Genomic DNA, 19,993 nt, shown 5'->3' on the forward strand with positions numbered 1-19,993 from the left:
TTCAATTAATTACAAAGTATTCAGGTGTTAAAATTTTAAATTTAATCACTCGGTATCAATTATTTAACCTTTGTTTTTAATATTAAAAACAGGAGATTCGTAATCTTCTTTTAAATAATTTGGCGGAATTGTCGTGGTGTTTCCGTCTCGTAAAGCGCTGTAATGTGGCGACATGATCTCAATTCCAGCGGCATTAAAAGAGTCTTGAATATTCTGATGAAGCGAAGAATAAATTCGTGGCTGTTTTGTTGGTTCTTTTGTGTAGACGTTAATCTGATACGAAACATAAAAATCCTCTAGACTGGTTTGAAGTACAAACGGTTTAGGTTCTTTTTCGGTCATTTCTGTCTTTAAAGCCGCATCAATCAAAGCAGCATGAATGTCTTTCCAAGGAACATCGTATCCAATTGTTACTGTGGTATGAATTAATAATCCATTAGTCGCTTGATTTGTATTTGCTGAATAATTTGTTGAAGTACTAGACAGAACGGTTGCATTTGGAATCGTAATATCTTCAAATTTTGGTGTTCTAATTCGAGTAACTAGTGCTGTTTTTTCAATTACTTCTCCGCTTACATCGCCAATTTTTATATAATCTCCGATCTTAAACGGCCGCATATACGTAATAACCAAACCCGCTACCATATTGGCAATCGCATTGGAAGAACCGAGTGAAAATAAAACCCCAACAAAAACCGAAACTCCTTTGAAAATCGGTGAATCTGAACCTGGCAAGTACGGAAAAATAATCACCAGCATGAAGGCGTACATCAAAAGACGAATAATATTGAATGTCGGCAATGCCCAATCGCTATAAAAACCACTAATCTTAATATTCTCTGATTTTATTTCATAAAAGAAGAACTTAATTATTTTAATCGAATATTTAAAAATAATGATGATTACAATTATCGTAAATAAGCTCGGAAGAAAACCAACAAAACCCATAAAGGCAGATTTTGCAGGCGTTAAAATCCATCTAAGCAATGTTGTAGTATAATCTTTTGTTGCTGGAAAAATACTGAATAGAACAGGAAGCGAAAGATACACTATCAAAATAAGCGTGATTATTTTGACAACACTAAAGATTCGAAGCAATAAAATAAGCTGTTTCTCTGGTGATAATATTTTTATGGAATTATAATGAACTCCTTTAAAATACTTTGCTCTGTTTTTTACAATATATTTTTTTATAAAATTAAAAATCCTCGACGTCAAAAATAAGACTAATCCAATTATAAGAACTAATAACGCCGTATAGCCAATTCGTTTTGGCAATTGTGAATAATTTTCATTCTGAAAAAGTATTGCGCTTTTAATTTTATCCAGATTACGATTGGCAATAACCTTTATCGTAGTGTTTTCTGCTTTTGCATCGGCTTCTAAAACAGACATTATTACCAAATCACTTTGATAGACAATATCCATCGAAACATCAGAAGGAATAACTTTTATAGAATCTTTTTCAAAAAAGGACTCATTGTACAACCTTTTAATTTTATCTGTAATGTATTGAGCCCGTTCTTTTGCAGAAAAAGATCCGACATTATGATAAATAAAAAAAAGTGTGTCGTTAAAAGGCTTTACAGGATAACCTTTTAGTTTTACTGCTACAGAATCTTTTTCAGTGGCTTTCAGATTATTTTTCTGGGCAATTACTGAAAAAGAAAATAAGACAAAAAAGAAAGCTAATAACCTAAGTACTTTTATTCTCATATTCAATTAGAAATAAATTAGTTATCCTTTCTAACAAATATAGAAACAAAAAAGCTACAATTCTTTAAATTGGTTTCTTTTTTACAGAAAAATCACATCAAATTTTAAAGCCTAACTTTTTAAAAATCGAATCAATAACGTTATTGATATCTGATGAAATCTTGAACTTATAGTTCAAATACAGATATAAAATGGTTACCAATATCGATTTTAAAGCAATACTGATTAATTGGAAAAATGGAAATTCCCAGAAATAAAACAGTAAAAACAACGCAAAGGTTAGAAGCATTGAATGAATCGTTTGTTTTGTAAAAGGAAACAAATCAAGCTTCTTAACTACAAAAAGTAATTTTGCCAAACTATACAATGTAATAGACAAAAGTGTCGCAAATGCTGAACCCATAATTCCAAAATCTGGAATGAACAGCATATTTAAAATCACAGTTAAAACAACCAACATTAATCCTAAATACAAAACCATTCGGTAATATTTAGTATTGAAAATAATAGCATTGTTATTTCCTAAAATCAGATCAAAATATTTAGAAAGACCAATCATAAATACAACCGCAATACCGCCACTGTATTCTTTTGGAACCAATTCGTATAACTGTCTGATATTCACAAAAATGCACAGCATCACAAATCCGCCGACAATCTGTAAATTAATTGACGTTTTTTTATACAGCTGATTTAATTCGTCGTGTTTATTTTCATGCATTAATTTTGCTGTAATTGGATACACAATTTGATGCATAGCACGGCTTGGCACAGAAATAACCAAAGCAATATAAGTTGCTACAGAATAATAAGCGATATTCTCGATCTTCATATATTGATTCAACATCAGCTTATCACCATCCAGAAGTAAATTGGCAACACTTCCTGAAAGAATAATGTAAAAAGTATATTCCATTACTGCTTTTACATTTTCAGGTATTGTAATCTGGAAATTTGGTCTTTTGATGTAAAATGCATAAAACATCGTGATCAAAAATGCAAAGAAATAGATTCCTGCTGTTATGTACACAAATCCAACCAATGAAATCCAATTGAAATACAAACCAATTAAGGCAAATGTCGAAAGTAACCTTAAACCAACTTCTTTAATAAAGTTCCCAAAAACAGAATGCATGTGAACCCTTGCCCACGCATAAAAAATCTCAAAATAAGCCATACAGATTCCGATAAATGGAATAAGAAGCATGAACTCACGAACAACTGGATTTTCTTTAGAAACAAAATCGGTTATATCGTCGTAAAAGAAGATTCCGATAAGTCCTAACGGAATACACATTAAAATTGGAAACAGCGCCGTAAAGGACAAGAATTGCTCTCTTTCTTCTTCTGTTTTATACTGCGAATAAAATTTTACAAGCGTATTTTGCATTCCGATAGCAAACAAAGGCATAATTACGTTTGCTGCCGAAGTAATGTAATTAGTTAATGCGTAATAAGTTGCCCCAAGAAAAACGGGATAAAGATATAATGTATTAATGGCTCCGATACCAAAACCAATGTATGTAATTATAGTGTTTTTAAAAGACTGATTTAAGACAATACCCATTTCTTGAGTTTAGATTGTATTTATTTTAATGATTATCCTTTAATCAGCTGTGCTAATTGTTTGGTTAGATTTTTTCTTGAATATTGCTGTAAACCAATTCCATGCGATTGCAATTTCCCTTCCAAAAACTGATTAAAAAAGTCCAAAATTACACTTTTTAATTTCGCTTTTTCAGAATAATCGAAAAATACTCCAGTATTGGTCTGTGTAACGATATCGGCAAAGTCAGATCCCTGAGGTCCAATCGCAATTATTGGACGGTTTGAAACCATGTATTCGAACAATTTTCCTGGAATAATGCTTTTTGTATCTTCAGAATTAATTTCTATTAAAAGCAATACCTGAGATTTTCTTTGGTGTGCAACGGCCTCTTTGTGAGAAACGTAACCCACTAAGTTCAAATAATCATTTAATTGATGTTCTTGAATAGCATCCAAAACTTCTTGGCTCACTGCTCCAATTAATTTTATTTCTAAATGAGACTTAAATTCTGGAACTTCTTGCAGTAATTCAACCAAAACTTCCCATAAAAATGGTGGGTTTCTATCAGACAAGAAAGAACCAATATGAGCTAAAGTAAATTTAGTATCTAAAGTTTGTTTTTCGACAGTTTCAACATCGTAACCATTTGTAATTACCGTAATTGGTTTATTGGTAACAGCTTCAAATTCAGTTTTTGTAGTTTTACTTGTTACAATAATTTCATCTGCAGAATTAAGCACTTTATGCTCTAGATTTTTATGCTTTTTTTCAGCATAAGAAGACAGACGAAGTGCTTTATGATACCCAATTGTCGTCCATGGATCGCGAAAATCGGCAAACCATTTTACTTTTAATTTCTGCTGCAATTCTAAACCAATTAAGTGCAAACTGTGAGGCGGTCCAGAAGTTACAATCGTATCGATATTATTTTCTTGAATGTATTTTTCTAAATAAGAAACAGATGGTTTTACCCAAAAAACACGCGCATCTGGAATAAAAAGATTTCCTCGAACCCAAAGAAATGTCTTATCTAAAAAAGTCTGTTTTTTCTTTTGCGGAAAAATTCCAGAACTAATTTTCTTGGTTTTATTTTTCGAAAAAATGGAAGCCAATTGATAAGGCTCCCAAATTTTATTCTTTAAAACAATTACTTTATCTGATATTTCGCTTACCAATCCTTCATCAACAATTGGATAAGTTGGGTTTTCTGGAACATAAACAATGGGTTGCACATCAAATTCTGGCAAATATTTTACAAACTTCAGCCAACGCTGTACTCCCGGCCCACCCGCAGGCGGAAAATAATAGGTAATTATTAAAAGTTTTTTTTGTTCCATATTCCAATTACACAGAGATTCGCAAAGTGAACACTAAGTATCGTAAAGTTTTTTTTAATTATTTCTGAGTCTCTCCGTGGCTTCTTTGTGAATCTTTGCGAAAGAACTCAAAATAAATCCCTCCAGCTAAAAGTAATAACATTCCAATTGAACTTATCAAAGTAATTGTTCCTCCTGTTTTGATAATCTGAGGTTCAAATTTAAATTCGACAGTGTGTTTTCCAGCAGGAATTTCCATAGCTCTTAAAACATAATCAACAGGGAAATGATCTGTTAATTTACCATCGATATAAGCGTTCCAACCATTTTTATAGTACATTTCAGAGAAAACAGCTAAACCATCTCCTTTATTTTCTGATTTGTATTTGATATAATTTGGCTTATACGTAACAACCTTAATTGTACCTGTTGTATCAAATGCTTTCTTCAATCTTGCATTTTGGAACTTGCTTTCATGTTCGTGCACATTGAAAACCGCTACTTTTTTAGTATCTAAAGTATTCAAAGCTTTCATTACGTCGTCCGGCTTATTTACCAGTTTTACCGTCTCCACAAACCAAGCATTTCCGTTAGCATCTGGATTAACAGCAGGAATTTGATTTCCGTCCTTGTCTACTTGAATAACATACTTAACATTCAACATATTAAGCACTTCTAGATTATTTTTAGCAATTTGATAATCATACAATTGCTGCATTCTTCTTGGTCTTACTGCACTGTATCCTCCAATTGTTTTATGGAAGTATGAAGATCTTCCTTGCAATTGTCCTTGAAGATCAAATACACGGTAAATCGAAGTATCTTTTAAAATTTGAGCATCTGCTTGTGTTTCTTGGAAAGGTGCTGCAATCTGAACTGGGCTTACAAAATCTTTAGCAGAAACATATTTTTTATCCACGAAGAACAAATCAAAAATCATTACGATTCCAACTACAATTAAAGTGGTTGTTTGAGAGAATTTGTTCTTTACAAACATCCAAAGAACCACAAATGTCACTATAATTAAGAACCCAGATCTTAACAAATCTGCATAGTACATGGTCATCCTGTCCTCTCTTAAAGCATCAACAAAACCTGGTCCGTAGCTTTCCAAATAAGCATTGTCATTCATTCCTGTAAAATGGAAGAAGCTTTTCGCAATAAGTAAAATAACAAGTATTCCTAAACCAAAAACTCCTGTTTGCACTAATGCTTTCTGCTGTAATTTCGGTTCATCTTTAGCTTTAAAGAATGATTGCAATCCCATAACAGCCAAAACAGGAAAACATAATTCTAAAATAACCTGAATTGAAGATACTGCTCTAAATTTATCATAAAGAGGAACATATTCGATAAAAAAGTCTGTCAATAAAGAGAAGTTTTTACCCCAAGAAAGTACTAAAGTGAAAAGTGCTCCAGTAAGGAAAACATATTTAATTTTTCTTTCGTCAATAAATAAAGCTAAAACTGCCAAAAAGAAAACTACAGCCCCAATGTAAGCTGGCGCCGAAACAATTGGCTGATCTCCCCAATAAGTAGGCATTCCCGAAACAAAATCTTGAGCTTGAGAAGCAGGAACTCCCTGCTCAAGCATAAATGCGTACATACGACTGTCTGTACCTACATTTTCGTGGCTCGAACCTCCAAAAATTCTTGGAGCAATTAAATTTAAGCTCTCAGCAATACCATAACTATATTCAGTGATATAATCTGTAGTCATCGATGCAGTGGTTTCATTTTTAGATCCGTCTGGATTAAAAGTCAACTCGCTTTTATCTCTGATGCTATATTTAGCATATTCGTTTGTTGCCATTAAATTACCTGCGTTGGCACCTAAAGCAAAAATTCCAGCAACCAATAAAACGCCACAAGAAATTAGAAGACCCTTAAAATCTTTTTCTTTGATATAGTTAAAAGCATAGTAGCCTGAAAGTATCAATAAGAAAATCAATAAATAATAGGTCATCTGGAAGTGATTGGCACTAATTTCTAATGCCACTGCAAACATGGTGATCAGACCTCCCTTAATATATTTTTTCTGAAAGACAAGTATAAAACCAGCAATTACCAAAGGCATGTAGGCTATTGCATGCGCTTTTGCATTGTGCCCAACTCCTAAGATGATAATCATATAAGTTGAAAAACCAAATGCAATTGAACCAATAAACGCCTTCAAAGGATCTGTTTTTAAAACCAATAATAAACCGTAGAAACCAAGGAAATATAAGAATAAGTAATCTGCAGGACGAGGAAGAAAACGCAATACGTCATCTACTTTACCAATAAAATCGTTTGGATAATTTGCTCCAAGCTGATACGTTGGCATACCTCCAAAAGCAGAGTTTGTCCAATAAGGCTCAGCATTTTCCATTGCTCTAAAGTCATTTTGCTCTTTTGCCATTCCGGTGTATTGAGCAATATCAGACTGGAAAATTTGTTTTCCTTGTAGAACTGGATAAAAATAAATTAACGAAACAAAAATAAAGCCCAAGATAACAAGGGCATGCGGATAGAACTTATTTACTATTTTCAATTTTGGCTAGTTTGGGTTAAAATGAATCCTAAATTTTCAGGACACAAATCTAATCTATTTCTTCGTAATCGACATACTCTCCCACTTTTTTGGTTTCGCGCGGATTTTTAGCATTAGCAGTATTAATGATTATTTCATCATTATTACTTGTATTGCGATTGTTCTGATATGTATTGCCTTGATTATACTGCTGCTGTTGTCTTTGAAAATTTTCACTAGCATTCTCTACCGCCTTTTTAACCAATACTGGCAAAAAGATTCTAGCTAAAAATTTAAAAATGTAATAAAAAGCTATAACCCACATGATGGTTTTAAACAAACCTGAAAATGATGCTTCTTGCATAACTATATATTTTTTTCCAAAATTAATAAATCCATTCCTTAAAAATAAAATATGAATCTTAAATAAATAATAAAATATGTACATTTGAAATGCGTTATTATTTTTTAATCCAAAAAAAATTATATGTCCAAAATTAAAAACTTACTTGCCCCGGTACTTTTTTTTATTCCACAACTATTTTTTGCGCAATACACCGACGTTATCAATTCCAATCGTCCTGGCGAAACCATGTCAGCATATGCTGTCGGAAAATCTGTAATTCAAGCCGAACTTGGTGTTTATGGCATTAAAGAAAAACACGATTTATTAGACTACGATGCCAGCGGATTTGGCACAGATTTAACCATTAGATTTGGTGCTTTTCTAGAACAATTAGAGTTTGTTGCTGATTTACAATATCAAGCCGAAAACTTTGATACTCCGTACACCAGCTATAAAAAGAATAATTTCAGACAAACCGTTTTAGGAGCTAAATATCTTATTTATGATCCCTATAAAAATTACAAACGTGAAGTAAATATTTATAGTTACAAAGCCAATCGTAATTTTCAATGGCGAGAGCTGATTCCTGCAGTTTCAGTTTTTGCTGGGGCTAATTTTGTTGGCGCTGACAATCCTTATTATTTTTCTCCAGATGGAGCCATTTCTCCTAAGGTTTCCATAATTACCCAAAACCTTCTTGGAGGCGGATCTTGGGTTTTTGTCACTAATATTATTGCAGATTATATCAGTACAGACTATCCAAGTTACGGATATGTATTAACTTTGACGCACGGATTTAACGATAGATGGTCTGGTTTTATTGAAAATCAAGGATATAAAAGCGATTTTTATAGTGATTCTATTCTTCGCGGCGGAGCAGCTTTTCTTCTTTCATCGAACATGCAGGTCGATGCCTCTATAAGTACGAATTTCAAAAATACACCGTCTATTTTATATGGCGGAGTTGGAGTATCATGGCGTTATGACGGATGGTACAAAGAAAAAGTAATAGAGGACAAAGCAGCCGCTAGAGCAAAAAAGAACCCTGACAACGAGAAACCAATAGATTATCAAGAAAGAGAAAGAAAACGTAAAGCGAAATACGAATAAACATAAATAACTAGATCCTTTTTTTAAGGACTCTCAATACCATCTAATGATTACAATTAAAGAAGCCAAAAGCAAGAAAGAATTAACCGAATACATCAAATTTCCTTTTTCTTTATACAAGGATAATCCGTATTGGGTACCTCCTATTATCTCAGATGAATTGGAATCTTTCGATAAAACTAAAAATCCTGCTTTTGATAATGCCGAAGCTTATTTTTATTTAGCATACAGAGATAATAAAATTGTTGGCCGCATTACCGCTATTATCAATTGGTCTGAAGTGAACAATCAGAATAAAAGAAAAGTTCGTTTTGGTTGGTTTGATGTAATTGATGATATTGAAGTTACTAAAGCGCTTCTAGAAAAAGTATATGAATTAGGAAGAAAACACAACTTAGAACATGCTGAAGGACCAATGGGATTCTCAAACTTAGATAAAGTTGGAGTTCTTACTGAAGGTTTTGATCAGGTTGGAACCATGATTACCTGGTATAATCATGAATATTATGTGAGACACTTTGAAGAATTAGGCTTTCAGGTTGAAAAACAATATATTGAAAGTATATTTCCTTTTTCTAATGTTAAACCAGAATTCTTTCAGAAAGCACAGGAGTTAATCAAGAAACGCTACGGCCTTAAAGCGCTTAATTTTACCAAAACAAAAGACATTATGCCTCACGTAGACAAAATGTTTGATTTGTTTAATGAATCTTACGAAAAACTAGCTTCTTTTGTAGCCATTTCTGATGTTCAAAAAGAATATTTTAAAAAGAAATACATCAGCTTCATCAATCCAGAATACATCAAATTTGTGGTTGATAAAGACGATAATTTGGTTGCTTTTAGTATTGTAATGCCAAGTTTTGTTGAAGCTCTACAAAAAATAAGAGGGAAATTGTTCCCATTTGGTTTTCTGCAATTATTAAAGGCTAGAAAACACAGTAAAGATGTTGTATTTTATCTTATCGGAGTTCATCCTGATTACCAGAACAAAGGGGTAACCGCTATTATTTTTGATGAATATTACAAAACGTTTTCGGCCAAAGGAATCCAAACTTGCATTAGAACGCCAGAGTTATTAGAAAATAACGCTATTCATTTACTTTGGAAAAACTTTGATCCTATTATTCATTGTCAGAGAAAGACTTATTTGAAGAACCTTTAAATTTAGTTTTCAGTCGCAGTCACAGTTTTCAGTTTTAAAAACTTAAAAATAAAAAAATCCATTCGCCCCCAAACGAATGGATTTTTCACTTTATAAAACACATTATTACTCTACTTTGCAATCTACTTTTACCAAAGTATTTTTGGCATCAAATTTTAGTTTTGATTTATCTTTAAAAGAAACCTTATTATTTGCATCTACAACATCGCCGTATCCTTCAATAAAAGTTCCGTCTTTTTGCAGAAAAACAACTTCTCTCACAGATGAAACACCTTCAGAGTTAAAAGTATAATCTGCAACCAAAGTATCTCCTTTCATGTTGCCGATTAAGGTTCCTTCGTTTTTATCTTTTCCAACCAGATTATAGCTTAGTTTTCCGTTTACTTCTTGATGAGAATTAACATTAAAACTCATTTCAATAACGCTTCCATTAGATTTCCAAGCATAACATTGATCTCCAGTAGGTTCTACAATTTCAGCTTCTTTTGGCGGACTTGGTGTTATTTGTATCGGTTCTGTCGTTGTGGCTTCTTTTTTGCAGGAGACAAAAACAGCCAGCACTACTACCGCTATTGTAAGTACTTTTTTCATAATTCTATCTTTTTATTTTGTGATTATGAATATAAAGTTACCTCAAATAAAAAAAAATCCATTCGTAGAACAAATGGATTTTTTTACATAATTCCCACTTAAGGAAATCTATTTTATAAATTTACGAAACGTCTACAGTAGTACGCTCTGCAATTTCTTTATAAGTTCCGTTAGTCAGTTTCTCGCGGATTGCTTCGAAAGCTGTTAACGTTTCATTGATATCTTCTAATGTATGAGAAGCTGTAGGAATCATTCTCAATAAAATAATTCCTTTTGGAATAACTGGATACACCACGATAGAAAGGAAAATACCATAATTTTCTCTTAAATCGTTTACCATTACCATTGCCTCAGGAATACTTCCTTCTAAGTAAACTGGTGTAATACAGGTATTTGTATCTCCAATATTAAATCCTTTTTCTTTAAGACCGTTTTGCAATGCATTTACGTTTTCCCAAAGCTTATCTTTAATTGCAGAAGATTTACGCAATAACTCTAAACGTTTCAAAGATCCGATTGTCTGAATCATTGGCAATGCTTTAGCAAACATTTGAGAACGCAAGTTGTATTTCAAATAATCGATAACTGTTTTATCAGCTGCTACGAAAGCTCCGATATTAGCCATAGATTTTGCAAAAGTAGAGAAGTAAACATCAATCTGATCTTGAACTCCTTGCTCCTCACCTGCTCCAGCACCTGTTTTACCAAGTGTACCAAAACCGTGAGCATCATCTACCAATAATCTGAAATTGTATTTTTTCTTTAATTCAGCAATTTCTTTTAATTTTCCTTGCTGTCCGCGCATTCCAAAAACACCTTCAGTAATAAATAAAATACCTCCGCCTGTTTCTTCTGCCATTTTAGTAGCACGCTGCAAGTTTTTCTCCATACTTTCCAAATCATTGTGTTTGTATGTGAAACGTTTACCCATGTGTAAACGAACACCATCAATGATACAAGCATGTGAATCTACGTCATAAACAATAATGTCATTTTTAGTAACCAAAGCGTCAATGATAGAAACCATTCCTTGGTAACCAAAATTCAATAAATAAGCAGATTCTTTCATTACAAATTCTGCTAATTCATTCTCTAATTGCTCGTGGTACGTAGTGTGTCCAGACATCATACGAGCTCCCATCGGATAAGCTGCACCAAACTGAATTGCTGCATCTGTATCTGCCTGACGAACTTCTGGATGATTAGCTAGACCTAAATAATCATTTAAACTCCAGTTTAAAATATTTTTTCCGTGAAATTGCATTCTAGGACCCAACTCTCCTTCTAACTTTGGGAAAACGTAATAACCTTCTGCTTGAGAAGCCCATTTTCCTAAAGGTCCTTTATTGTCCTGAATTCTTTCGAATAAATCTTTTACCATAATTATATGTAGTAATTTTTTTTACTTAATCAGCGAGCAAAAATAATCATTATTAATTTAAAATGAAGAGACTCAATTATTTTTATTTAAAAATAATCGACTACAAAAAAATAACAAGATTTTACATCCATTTATTTTACCCACAAAACTCCTTAGCCCAAAATTACTCCATAAAATGATTAATATTAAAAAGAATGCGAGCAAATTGTAGCATATTCCAATGTTGTAATAGTCAGTATTTTCAAAAGCAAACCTCGTATTTCCTTTATTTATAATGAAACTAATTAATAGCCATAAAAACATATATTCATCCTTCAATTCTTATAAAAACCAATTTTAATTTTAACTTTGAGAGTATTAAATTTTAAATATTTAACAAATGCCTTTAAGCAATTCAAAAGATTTAAAACTGGCAGTCCTTATTGATGCAGACAATGTGCCATATAGCAATGTAAAAGGCATGATGGAAGAAATTGCAAAACTAGGAACTCCAACCACGAAAAGGATTTATGCCGACTGGACAAAACCTAATGCAAATGGCTGGAAAGGTGTTTTATTAGAACATGCCATTACTCCTATTCAACAATATAGCTACACGGTTGGAAAGAATTCCTCAGATTCTGCTCTAATTATTGATGCAATGGATTTATTATATTCTGGAAAATTAGATGGCTTTTGCATTGTTTCCAGCGACAGCGATTTTACAAGACTTGCTGTCAGACTTCGTGAATCGGGCATGAAAGTGATCGGAATTGGAGAAAAGAAAACGCCAAACTCCTTTATTGTAGCCTGCGACCGATTTATTTATATTGAAGTTTTGGATGGTGCAACTCAAAAGAAAAAACCAAAAACAGTCGCAGTTGATACCAAAAAACCAGTTGAAAAACCTGCTGAAAAAGCACTTCATAAAATAGACAAACAAACCATTGAACTTATTGAATCTACAATTGAAGACATTGAAGATGATGATGGCTGGGCGTTTCTTGGGGATGTCGGAAATCTAATCGTAAAGAAAAAACCTGAATTTGACCCTCGAAATTATGGTTATTCTAAATTAACACCAATGCTTAAATCGTTAACCGATATTCTGGAAATTGATGAAAGAGAGTCAGACAAAAAAGGAATCAAACACGTTTATGTACGTTTAAGATTCAACTAATTATCGCATTTTATTACCTATCTAATTTTTTAAAAACATGAGAAAAAAATTCTTTATTTACGGATTCTTATTGTTTCTAATTGTTGCAGCAATTTATTACTACACAGGACGAGGTTATTTACTCGTATTTATTATTCCGCTTTTGCTAATTGTCGGAGTTTACAACGCATCTCAAGAAAAACATGCTATTTTAAGGAACTTCCCAGTTCTGGGATATTTCAGATATTTGTTTGAAATGATTGCACCTGAAATTCAGCAATATTTTATCGAAAGGTCTACAGACGGAAAACCTTTTTCAAGAAACCAACGTTCGTTAGTGTATCAAAGAGCAAAAAATATTGATTCGAGTACGCCTTTTGGAACACAATTAAACTTAAATACAGAGAACTACGAAGGAATCAAACATTCTATTTTTCCAGCAAAAGTAAATGAAGAATTGCCTCGCGTTTTAGTTGGAGGAAAAGATTGCAAACAGCCTTATTCGGCTTCTTTATTTAATGTTTCGGCAATGAGCTTTGGCTCTTTGAGCGAACATGCAGTTCGCGCCATCAATATTGGCGCGCAAAAAGGAAATTTCTATCAAAATACCGGAGAAGGCGGATTAACAGAATTTCACCTTGCAGGCGGCGGAGATATTACTTGGCAGATTGGTACTGGATATTTTGGATGTCGTGATGCAGAAGGTAATTTCAGCCCTGAAAACTTCAAAGAAAAAGCCAATCTACCAAATGTAAAGATGATTGAGATTAAAATCTCTCAAGGTGCAAAACCAGGCCATGGTGGAGTTCTTCCTGCAAGAAAAAACACTGAGCAGATTGCTAAAATTAGAGGTGTTGTACCACATACGATGATTCTTTCTCCTCCTGGGCATCATGCTTTTTCTGATGCTAACGGATTAATTCAGTTTATTAAACAATTGCGTGATTTATCTAATGGAAAACCAATCGGATTTAAATTATGTATTGGAAATACAGCTGAATTTGAAGCTATTTGCCAAGAAATGATTAACGAAGATACTTACCCAGATTTCATTACAGTTGACGGAGCTGAAGGAGGAACTGGAGCTGCTCCACTTGAGTTTGCAGACGGTGTCGGAATGCCTTTTGAGCCTGCTTTAATTTTTGTGAATAAAACTTTGGTGCGTTTAGGCATTCGTGATAAAATACGCATTATCGGAAGCGGAAAAATCATTTCTGGTTATTCTATTCTGCATGCGATTGCGCTGGGCGCAGATATGTGTAACAGCGCAAGAGGATTTATGTTTTCTTTAGGCTGTATTCAGGCTTTACGTTGTCATAATAATGAATGTCCAACTGGAGTTGCAACTCAGAATAAAATGCTGATGAAAGGTTTGGTTGTTACCGATAAGTCTGAGAGAGTTTACCATTTTCATAAAAATACGCTTCATGCTGCGAATGAACTTTTGGCAGCAGCTGGAAAAACATCATTTGCAGATGTTGATATCAACATTTTTATGCGCGGTGATGAGTTTACGAATTTATCGGAACTCTATTTCCCAGATAATTTGAAAAACGTTACTCAATTCTCATAAACAGAAAATCCTCTTCAAAATAGAAGAGGATTTTTTTATTTGATAGAGCTAATAAACGCAATTCATTCCAAAGGAATATTAAAAATAGTTTAATGCTATAATTTTGCCGTTTCTTTACCTGCCTTTGCATTTCCTTCTAAAACCGCCAATTCATCCTGATCTACAACTTCTTGAGCCAAAATAGCGTTATTATAAGCCAAGAAATAGACATCAAACTTTACACCTTCAGCAATAAGAGAAGGAGAAATCTGGTCGTTCTTGATCATCTCTTTCAATAAGTCTGGAAAAGATTCTTTGTAGGCTAACTTATTTGCATCGTTTTCTTCTAAATTGGTTTCAATCCTGATTTCGATTTTATTGTCATTTAAGAAGGCTTTTGCTGATGTGCTCGTAATGCCATTTCCTTTTATAGAGACAGAATTATTGTAGTTACTTACATGTTCCTGGATTTTCTGTTTGGTATTTTTACAGCTAATTAAAAATAATGCAAAAGCTAGCACAAATGCGATTTGGGTAATTTTTTTCATAAATTTTTGGTTTAATAGTTATTTTTTAACTCAAACATAATTAATTCATAACATAAAAACAATATTAAATTACAAAAAATACATCTACAATTATTTGAAAACAAACCAATTACACTCTTAAAAGAAGAATCATTTGTAAGAATAAAAACGTTTTGTTCACACTTAACTTTTAGCCTTAAATACAAAAAAGTCTCTTTAAATAAACTTTAAAGAGACTTTTAATATGTAAGAATCAAAATGATCTGTTTTCTATAAAAACTCAATCTTTTATTTCAAAAAATCTTTAAGAGATTCTCCCGTTAAGGTTTCTTTGTCTAAAACGGTATTATCGTCTGCCAGAAAATAAACATCAAACTTTACTCCTTCCTCAATTAATTGTCTTGGGATTTCATCTTTATCAATCATTACTTTTATCAATTTTGGAAAAGAAATAACAGATGCCGATTTGTTGACTTCATTTTGCTCTAAATCAGTTTCAAATCGCAATTCGATTTTATCATCGTTAATATAACCTCTAGCCGTAGTAAGTGTTACATTATCGGCTCTAAAACTCGGAGCAATGGTTTTGTTGTACATAACAACATATTCTTGAAGTTTTTGTTTGGTATTTTTACAGCTCGCAAGTGTCAATACCATCATTATTGCAAAGGCAATCTGGCTTATTTTCTTTAGCATAATTTTCTATTTTAGTTTTTGAAGTCTTAATAATGCCTCAAGATAGTAATAATCTGCATAATTTATAGAACAATCTATCTCACTATTTGCTGGTTTATGTCCTGTCGAATGCAATAAAAAAGCTGAGTTTAAATCATGACTCTGATAATTATTAGAAAGTGAGACGATCATCTTTTTGGCTTTTGTCAAATATTCAGCTTTTAAATTCTTGTCTTTTGTATAAGAACTTAATTCTAACAATGCAGATGAAACAATCGCCGCTGCCGAAGCATCGCGAGGTTCGTTAGGAATGTTTGGCGCATTAAAATCCCAATACGGAATTAAATCTTCTGTTGTTAATTTGTCCAAATAAACACGCGTTAGTTTATGAGCAAAATCTAAAAACTTAACATCTTTTGTTTCTCTATAAGTCATCGTGAAACCATAGATCGCCCACGCCTGACCACGTGCCCACATACTGTCATCACTATATCCTTGCGCTGTTCTTCCTTTTATTTTTTTACCCGTTTCAAAATCATAGATTATAACATGATAAGAAGTATTATCTGGTCTAAAATGATTTGCCATTGTAGTTTCGGCATGTTTTACAGCAATGTCGTAAAGTTTTTTGTTTCCTCCATTTTTAGATGCCCAAAACAAAAGCTCCAAATTCATCATATTATCAATGATCGTATTATGACCGCCCATTTTATTATGCGGCCAAGATTGGATTGTTCCCACTTTTGGATTAAAAAGTGTTGCCAATGTATCTGCAGTTCTTAAGATAATTTGCTTGTATTCTGGATTTTTAGTCAATCTGTATCCATTCCCGAAACTATTAAAAACTTGAAATCCTAAATCGTGATCAGCAGCTTTACTAGTTGATAGTGGCGTTAAAAAACGACTGAATTTATCTGCTTCTTTTTCCCATTTTTTATCTTTTGTTGCTTCATACAAAAACCATAATTCTCCAGGCCAGAATCCGCTAGTCCAATCTTTATAGCCAACAAATTTCCATTCATTGCTTCCGTTCGGAACTGTTCTTGGAGAAGTTCCGTCGTTTGGAATCACTTTTAATGTTTTTGAAGCTTGCTCTGCGCAATAATCCAATTGCTTTTTGACATTAAACGAATTGTCTTTTTGAGAATAGCCTTGATTTCCTAAAAGAAACAAAGCTGCAATCAGGGTAAAAAATTTTGCCTTCATGTGGTTTCTTGATAAATAGTTATTTTAACCGATAAATGTATGAAATAAAGTAAATCGATTCTGGTTTTGTATTTTTTGCTCCCTAAAAACGGATTATTGATGCACTACTTCATTCATGTTTTTTCCTGTTCTGCTTCTCTTTGTCAAAGTTTAAAACTTTGACAAAGATTCTTTAATACCTCAGAATTTGAAATCAATGATATTATTATGGCAAAAAACAAAATTCTCCAAATCATCAAAATACTTAATAACTTCACTTCTTTTTAAGTTTGTTTTTAATGAAGATAAAACAGTTACATATGACGAAAACTTATAAGTCTTGAAATCTTTTTTAATATCTATAGGATTTTGATGAACATAAATAATTAAATTCCTCAAGTACTTTTCAGAATCTATCTTCTTTCTTTTAAAAGGAGATTCAAACAATGGACCATGTCTATAAAAAACTTTATTATAAGCCTGAGTATAAGAACTAATAAATTTACTTAATTGCTTACGAGCAAGACTTTCTATTGAGTGCAATCCTTTTTTAATTGGCTTATTATTTTTTTCTTCGAAGAAATCCAACAAATCTTTTTGAGATTTAATTTTAATTACAAAATGAAAGTGATTCGGCATTAGACAATAAGCATTCAGATCAAGGACATGACTCAAATATTTAAGGAACTGGGACATGAAAAATTTGTAATTATCATTTTCTTGAAAAACTTTATCTCCAGTAACTCCTCGATTATAAATATGATAAAAACAGTCTGGTTCTAAATTTTGATTTCTGATATCCACTAATTTAATTTCTTTAAAAATTAGAAAATCAAAAATATAAAAAATAAGATTTTTCTTAAAAAAAATCTATAAAGAAATCTTTGTCAAAGTTTTGAACTTTGACAAAGAGAAATCATCACGTTTCATTAGAAAACTTGATTTGCTTTAGATGGAAATCTTTGTCAAAGTTTTAAACTTTAACAAAGAGGAATTACAACTGATTATATACATTTGCTTTAACCAAAACCCAATCTCAACTTGAACAAAACTAGAACTAGCTATTTCTTAATCTTTCTAAGCATCATTTTCCTCGGAATCTTTTCAAGAAAAATCTCTTTTATCCCTTTATGGATTGGCGATTTTCTATATGCTCTCATGATTTACTTTTTAGTTCGAATATTTCTTCCATTTAAAAATGTTTTCTTAATTGCATTCCTTTCTCTATTGATTTGTTATGGAATTGAATTTCTACAATCGTACCAAGGCGAATGGATGATCGAACTTAGAAAAACACTTTTTGGAAGATATGTTCTAGGACAAGGATTTCTGTGGGAAGATATTCTGGCTTATACTTTTGGAATACTTACTGCTTTTATGGCAGAAAAGTTGACTTTGAATTTTCTCAATCAAAAGTCTGTGTGATTTTTTCGATGTTTAAACTGTTTGCCATTGCCATAAATATTTGATGGTATGTTCCTTTATTATCATACAATTCATCGTGAGTTCCTTTTTCGACACATCGTCCTTTTTCTAAAACAATAATATTTGAGGCGTCAATAATTTGAGAAATACTATGCGATATGATAATCACAGTTCTGTCTTTTTTTATGGCATCTAAAGACTTTTTAATTTGTTCTGTTGCAATGGCATCCAAACTTGCGGTAGGCTCATCTAGAAAAATAATCGGTGGGTTTTTTAGAAAAAGTCTAGCAATGGCAATACGTTGCTGCTGACCGCCCGAAAGCAAATGCGCATCTGAATCGTAACCTTTTGGCAACTGAATTACCTGTTCGTGAATATAGGCTTGTTTTGCTGCTTCTATTACTTCATCCTTCGAAGCTCCAGGATTTCCATATAAAATATTTTCGGCTATTGTTCCTTTAAAAATGTGATTTTTCTGAAGCACCAATCCGATATTTTTACGTAGAAAATCGGTGTTATATTCAACCAAATCAACTCCATCTAAAAAGATCTGTCCTGACGTTGGAAGATAAAATTTATCCAGCAAATTGATAATCGTACTTTTTCCAGCTCCGCTTAATCCGACCAAAGCCGTGGTTTCATTTGGTTTTACAGTGAAATTAATATCAAAAAGAGCTTGAGTTCCATTTGGATATACAAAATCTACATTTTTCACTTCTATTAATCCAACAATTTTTTCTGGAATATAATCTCCACTGGTCTCAACTTCTTTTTCTGCTTCCAGAATATCAAAGAATCCTTCCGAATAAATCAAAGCATCATTTACTTCGTCATAAATTCTATGCAATTGTCTAATTGGCGATGAAACATTATTGAATAACATAATATGAAACATAATGGCCCCAATTGTCATTTGATTATTCAAAACAAAATAAGCCGTAAGAATAATGATTATTACTACTCCAATCTGTTCGACAAAACTTTTAATACTTTCAAAAATAAAACTGGTCTTTCTTGTTTGCAGTTGATTTTCGGTCATTTCGTATTGAATCTTTTCATGACGATCGGCTTCTGTAGATTCCCGAACAAAAGATTTTATTACCGTTATCGATTCAATTAAACTGATGATTCCGTTATTTTTAGTTTCACGATAATTACGCATTCTTCGTCTAAATCCGCTCAATTTTGTTGCCTGCAATTGACTTATATAAAAATAAATCGGAATAATACACAAACTTACCAAACCCACATAAACATTGGCATAAAACATAATTACCAAAGCGACAAAAGCGTTGGCAAATAAGGGAAGAATATCAATAAAAAAGTTTTGCACCAATCGCGTTAAACTGCTAATTCCGGCATCAATTCTCGTTTGGAGTTTCCCGCTTTCATTTTCATCAGAAGTGTAAAACTCCATTCTATAACTTAGAATTTTTTCTACAATGGTTTGAGAGATATCACGGGTAATGAAAATTCGGAGTTTTTCTCCATAGAATTTCTGTCCAAATTGCACAACAGAATTAACCAATTCTTTAGTTAACAATACAATACTAATAATTCCGAGCAAATGAAATCCTTTCGATAATGGTTCATGAGCAACCATCAAATTGTTTATGGTATCGACAGTATATTTTAAGATTACAGCATTTACCTGCGCTGCAAATGAACCTAAAAATGTGAGCAGTAAAGTTGCAATTACCATTTTTCTGTACGGCTTTACAAAAGGCAGGATTTTTTTATAAAGTACTGATAATTGCATTTATTTGAATTTTAGCTAACATATCAAATATAAGAATTCTAAATTT

Annotated in this window: 17 protein-coding genes; 5 read left to right on the top strand and 12 right to left on the bottom strand. The window is 32.5% G+C overall.

Features of this window, described 5'->3' with window-relative positions; translation table 11 throughout:
- Positions 1–63: 63 nt before the first annotated feature.
- The 5 genes from DMB71_RS13200 to DMB71_RS13220 all read right to left on the bottom strand — a co-directional run bounded on the left by DMB71_RS13200 (position 64) and on the right by DMB71_RS13220 (position 7,457).
- Complete coding sequence (locus tag DMB71_RS13200; RefSeq protein ID WP_111366808.1) at positions 64–1,716, bottom strand: mechanosensitive ion channel family protein; 1,653 nt, start codon at positions 1,714–1,716, stop codon at positions 64–66.
- 97 nt (positions 1,717–1,813) lie between these two features.
- Positions 1,814–3,283, bottom strand: coding sequence for an oligosaccharide flippase family protein (locus DMB71_RS13205; RefSeq protein WP_111366810.1), 1,470 nt, complete (start codon positions 3,281–3,283; stop codon positions 1,814–1,816).
- A 32-nt stretch (positions 3,284–3,315) separates the two neighbouring features.
- Complete coding sequence (locus tag DMB71_RS13210; protein WP_111366812.1) at positions 3,316–4,602, bottom strand: glycosyltransferase family 4 protein; 1,287 nt, start codon at positions 4,600–4,602, stop codon at positions 3,316–3,318.
- A gap of 58 nt (positions 4,603–4,660) precedes the next feature.
- A complete protein-coding gene (locus DMB71_RS13215; RefSeq protein ID WP_111366814.1) occupies positions 4,661–7,114 on the bottom strand; it encodes a YfhO family protein in 2,454 nt (817 codons plus the stop codon).
- A 49-nt stretch (positions 7,115–7,163) separates the two neighbouring features.
- Positions 7,164–7,457 carry a DUF4834 family protein gene (locus DMB71_RS13220; RefSeq protein ID WP_111366970.1) on the bottom strand — a complete coding sequence of 98 codons (294 nt, stop codon included), beginning with the start codon at positions 7,455–7,457 and terminating at the stop codon, positions 7,164–7,166.
- A 123-nt stretch (positions 7,458–7,580) separates the two neighbouring features.
- Here DMB71_RS13220 and DMB71_RS13225 point away from each other — a divergent pair, with 123 nt between their 5' ends.
- Both DMB71_RS13225 and DMB71_RS13230 read left to right on the top strand, forming a co-directional pair.
- On the top strand, positions 7,581–8,549 hold the full coding sequence (locus DMB71_RS13225; RefSeq protein ID WP_111366816.1) for a transporter: 969 nt from the start codon (positions 7,581–7,583) through the stop codon (positions 8,547–8,549).
- Positions 8,550–8,595: 46 nt separating this feature from the next.
- Positions 8,596–9,714: a GTP cyclohydrolase gene (locus DMB71_RS13230; RefSeq protein ID WP_111366818.1), complete on the top strand. Its 1,119-nt coding sequence runs from the start codon at positions 8,596–8,598 to the stop codon at positions 9,712–9,714.
- A 105-nt stretch (positions 9,715–9,819) separates the two neighbouring features.
- On the opposite strand, the gene DMB71_RS13235 is transcribed toward DMB71_RS13230, so the two are convergent.
- The gene (locus DMB71_RS13235; RefSeq protein WP_111366820.1) at positions 9,820–10,305 is read right to left on the bottom strand and encodes a hypothetical protein; all 486 of its coding nucleotides are present in this window, start codon (positions 10,303–10,305) and stop codon (positions 9,820–9,822) included.
- 121 nt (positions 10,306–10,426) lie between these two features.
- Positions 10,427–11,686, bottom strand: coding sequence for an aminotransferase class I/II-fold pyridoxal phosphate-dependent enzyme (locus DMB71_RS13240; protein ID WP_008462520.1), 1,260 nt, complete (start codon positions 11,684–11,686; stop codon positions 10,427–10,429).
- 379 nt (positions 11,687–12,065) lie between these two features.
- Here DMB71_RS13240 and DMB71_RS13245 point away from each other — a divergent pair, with 379 nt between their 5' ends.
- Entirely contained in the window at positions 12,066–12,845 is a 780-nt protein-coding gene (locus DMB71_RS13245; protein ID WP_111366822.1) for an NYN domain-containing protein, read from the top strand.
- A gap of 37 nt (positions 12,846–12,882) precedes the next feature.
- On the top strand, positions 12,883–14,397 hold the full coding sequence (locus DMB71_RS13250; protein ID WP_111366824.1) for an FMN-binding glutamate synthase family protein: 1,515 nt from the start codon (positions 12,883–12,885) through the stop codon (positions 14,395–14,397).
- 95 nt (positions 14,398–14,492) lie between these two features.
- Here the strand turns inward: DMB71_RS13250 and DMB71_RS13255 are convergent, their stop codons facing one another.
- The 4 genes from DMB71_RS13255 to DMB71_RS13270 all read right to left on the bottom strand — a co-directional run bounded on the left by DMB71_RS13255 (position 14,493) and on the right by DMB71_RS13270 (position 17,567).
- Positions 14,493–14,924: a hypothetical protein gene (locus DMB71_RS13255; protein ID WP_111366826.1), complete on the bottom strand. Its 432-nt coding sequence runs from the start codon at positions 14,922–14,924 to the stop codon at positions 14,493–14,495.
- Positions 14,925–15,191: 267 nt separating this feature from the next.
- Entirely contained in the window at positions 15,192–15,599 is a 408-nt protein-coding gene (locus DMB71_RS13260; RefSeq protein ID WP_111366828.1) for a hypothetical protein, read from the bottom strand.
- A gap of 6 nt (positions 15,600–15,605) precedes the next feature.
- Complete coding sequence (locus DMB71_RS13265) at positions 15,606–16,784, bottom strand: glycoside hydrolase family 88 protein (RefSeq protein WP_111366830.1); 1,179 nt, start codon at positions 16,782–16,784, stop codon at positions 15,606–15,608.
- Between the two features lie 180 nt (positions 16,785–16,964).
- Positions 16,965–17,567 carry a hypothetical protein gene (locus DMB71_RS13270; protein WP_239452968.1) on the bottom strand — a complete coding sequence of 201 codons (603 nt, stop codon included), beginning with the start codon at positions 17,565–17,567 and terminating at the stop codon, positions 16,965–16,967.
- A 237-nt stretch (positions 17,568–17,804) separates the two neighbouring features.
- Between DMB71_RS13270 and DMB71_RS13275 the strand changes: the two genes are divergently transcribed.
- On the top strand, positions 17,805–18,188 hold the full coding sequence (locus DMB71_RS13275; protein ID WP_111366832.1) for a ribosomal maturation YjgA family protein: 384 nt from the start codon (positions 17,805–17,807) through the stop codon (positions 18,186–18,188).
- On the opposite strand, the gene DMB71_RS13280 is transcribed toward DMB71_RS13275, so the two are convergent.
- Complete coding sequence (locus DMB71_RS13280) at positions 18,169–19,947, bottom strand: ABC transporter ATP-binding protein (RefSeq protein WP_111366834.1); 1,779 nt, start codon at positions 19,945–19,947, stop codon at positions 18,169–18,171. The two genes, DMB71_RS13275 and DMB71_RS13280, sit on opposite strands and share 20 nt — an antisense overlap.
- Positions 19,948–19,993: the final 46 nt, after the last annotated feature.

Origin of the sequence: Flavobacterium tistrianum (genome assembly GCF_003254545.1) — a bacterium.
GTDB lineage: Bacteria > Bacteroidota > Bacteroidia > Flavobacteriales > Flavobacteriaceae > Flavobacterium > Flavobacterium tistrianum.

What these genes read in the sequence shown, in the direction of transcription:
- DMB71_RS13200 (WP_111366808.1), bottom strand. Translation starts at nt 1,716, where the DNA reads ATGAGAATAAAAGTACTTAGGTTATTAGCTTTCTTTTTTGTCTTATTT.
- DMB71_RS13205 (WP_111366810.1), bottom strand. Translation starts at nt 3,283, where the DNA reads ATGGGTATTGTCTTAAATCAGTCTTTTAAAAACACTATAATTACATAC.
- DMB71_RS13210 (WP_111366812.1), bottom strand. Translation starts at nt 4,602, where the DNA reads ATGGAACAAAAAAAACTTTTAATAATTACCTATTATTTTCCGCCTGCG.
- DMB71_RS13220 (WP_111366970.1), bottom strand. Translation starts at nt 7,457, where the DNA reads ATGCAAGAAGCATCATTTTCAGGTTTGTTTAAAACCATCATGTGGGTT.
- DMB71_RS13225 (WP_111366816.1), top strand. Translation starts at nt 7,581, where the DNA reads ATGTCCAAAATTAAAAACTTACTTGCCCCGGTACTTTTTTTTATTCCA.
- DMB71_RS13230 (WP_111366818.1), top strand. Translation starts at nt 8,596, where the DNA reads ATGATTACAATTAAAGAAGCCAAAAGCAAGAAAGAATTAACCGAATAC.
- DMB71_RS13235 (WP_111366820.1), bottom strand. Translation starts at nt 10,305, where the DNA reads ATGAAAAAAGTACTTACAATAGCGGTAGTAGTGCTGGCTGTTTTTGTC.
- DMB71_RS13240 (WP_008462520.1), bottom strand. Translation starts at nt 11,686, where the DNA reads ATGGTAAAAGATTTATTCGAAAGAATTCAGGACAATAAAGGACCTTTA.
- DMB71_RS13245 (WP_111366822.1), top strand. Translation starts at nt 12,066, where the DNA reads ATGCCTTTAAGCAATTCAAAAGATTTAAAACTGGCAGTCCTTATTGAT.
- DMB71_RS13250 (WP_111366824.1), top strand. Translation starts at nt 12,883, where the DNA reads ATGAGAAAAAAATTCTTTATTTACGGATTCTTATTGTTTCTAATTGTT.
- DMB71_RS13255 (WP_111366826.1), bottom strand. Translation starts at nt 14,924, where the DNA reads ATGAAAAAAATTACCCAAATCGCATTTGTGCTAGCTTTTGCATTATTT.
- DMB71_RS13260 (WP_111366828.1), bottom strand. Translation starts at nt 15,599, where the DNA reads ATGCTAAAGAAAATAAGCCAGATTGCCTTTGCAATAATGATGGTATTG.
- DMB71_RS13265 (WP_111366830.1), bottom strand. Translation starts at nt 16,784, where the DNA reads ATGAAGGCAAAATTTTTTACCCTGATTGCAGCTTTGTTTCTTTTAGGA.
- DMB71_RS13280 (WP_111366834.1), bottom strand. Translation starts at nt 19,947, where the DNA reads ATGCAATTATCAGTACTTTATAAAAAAATCCTGCCTTTTGTAAAGCCG.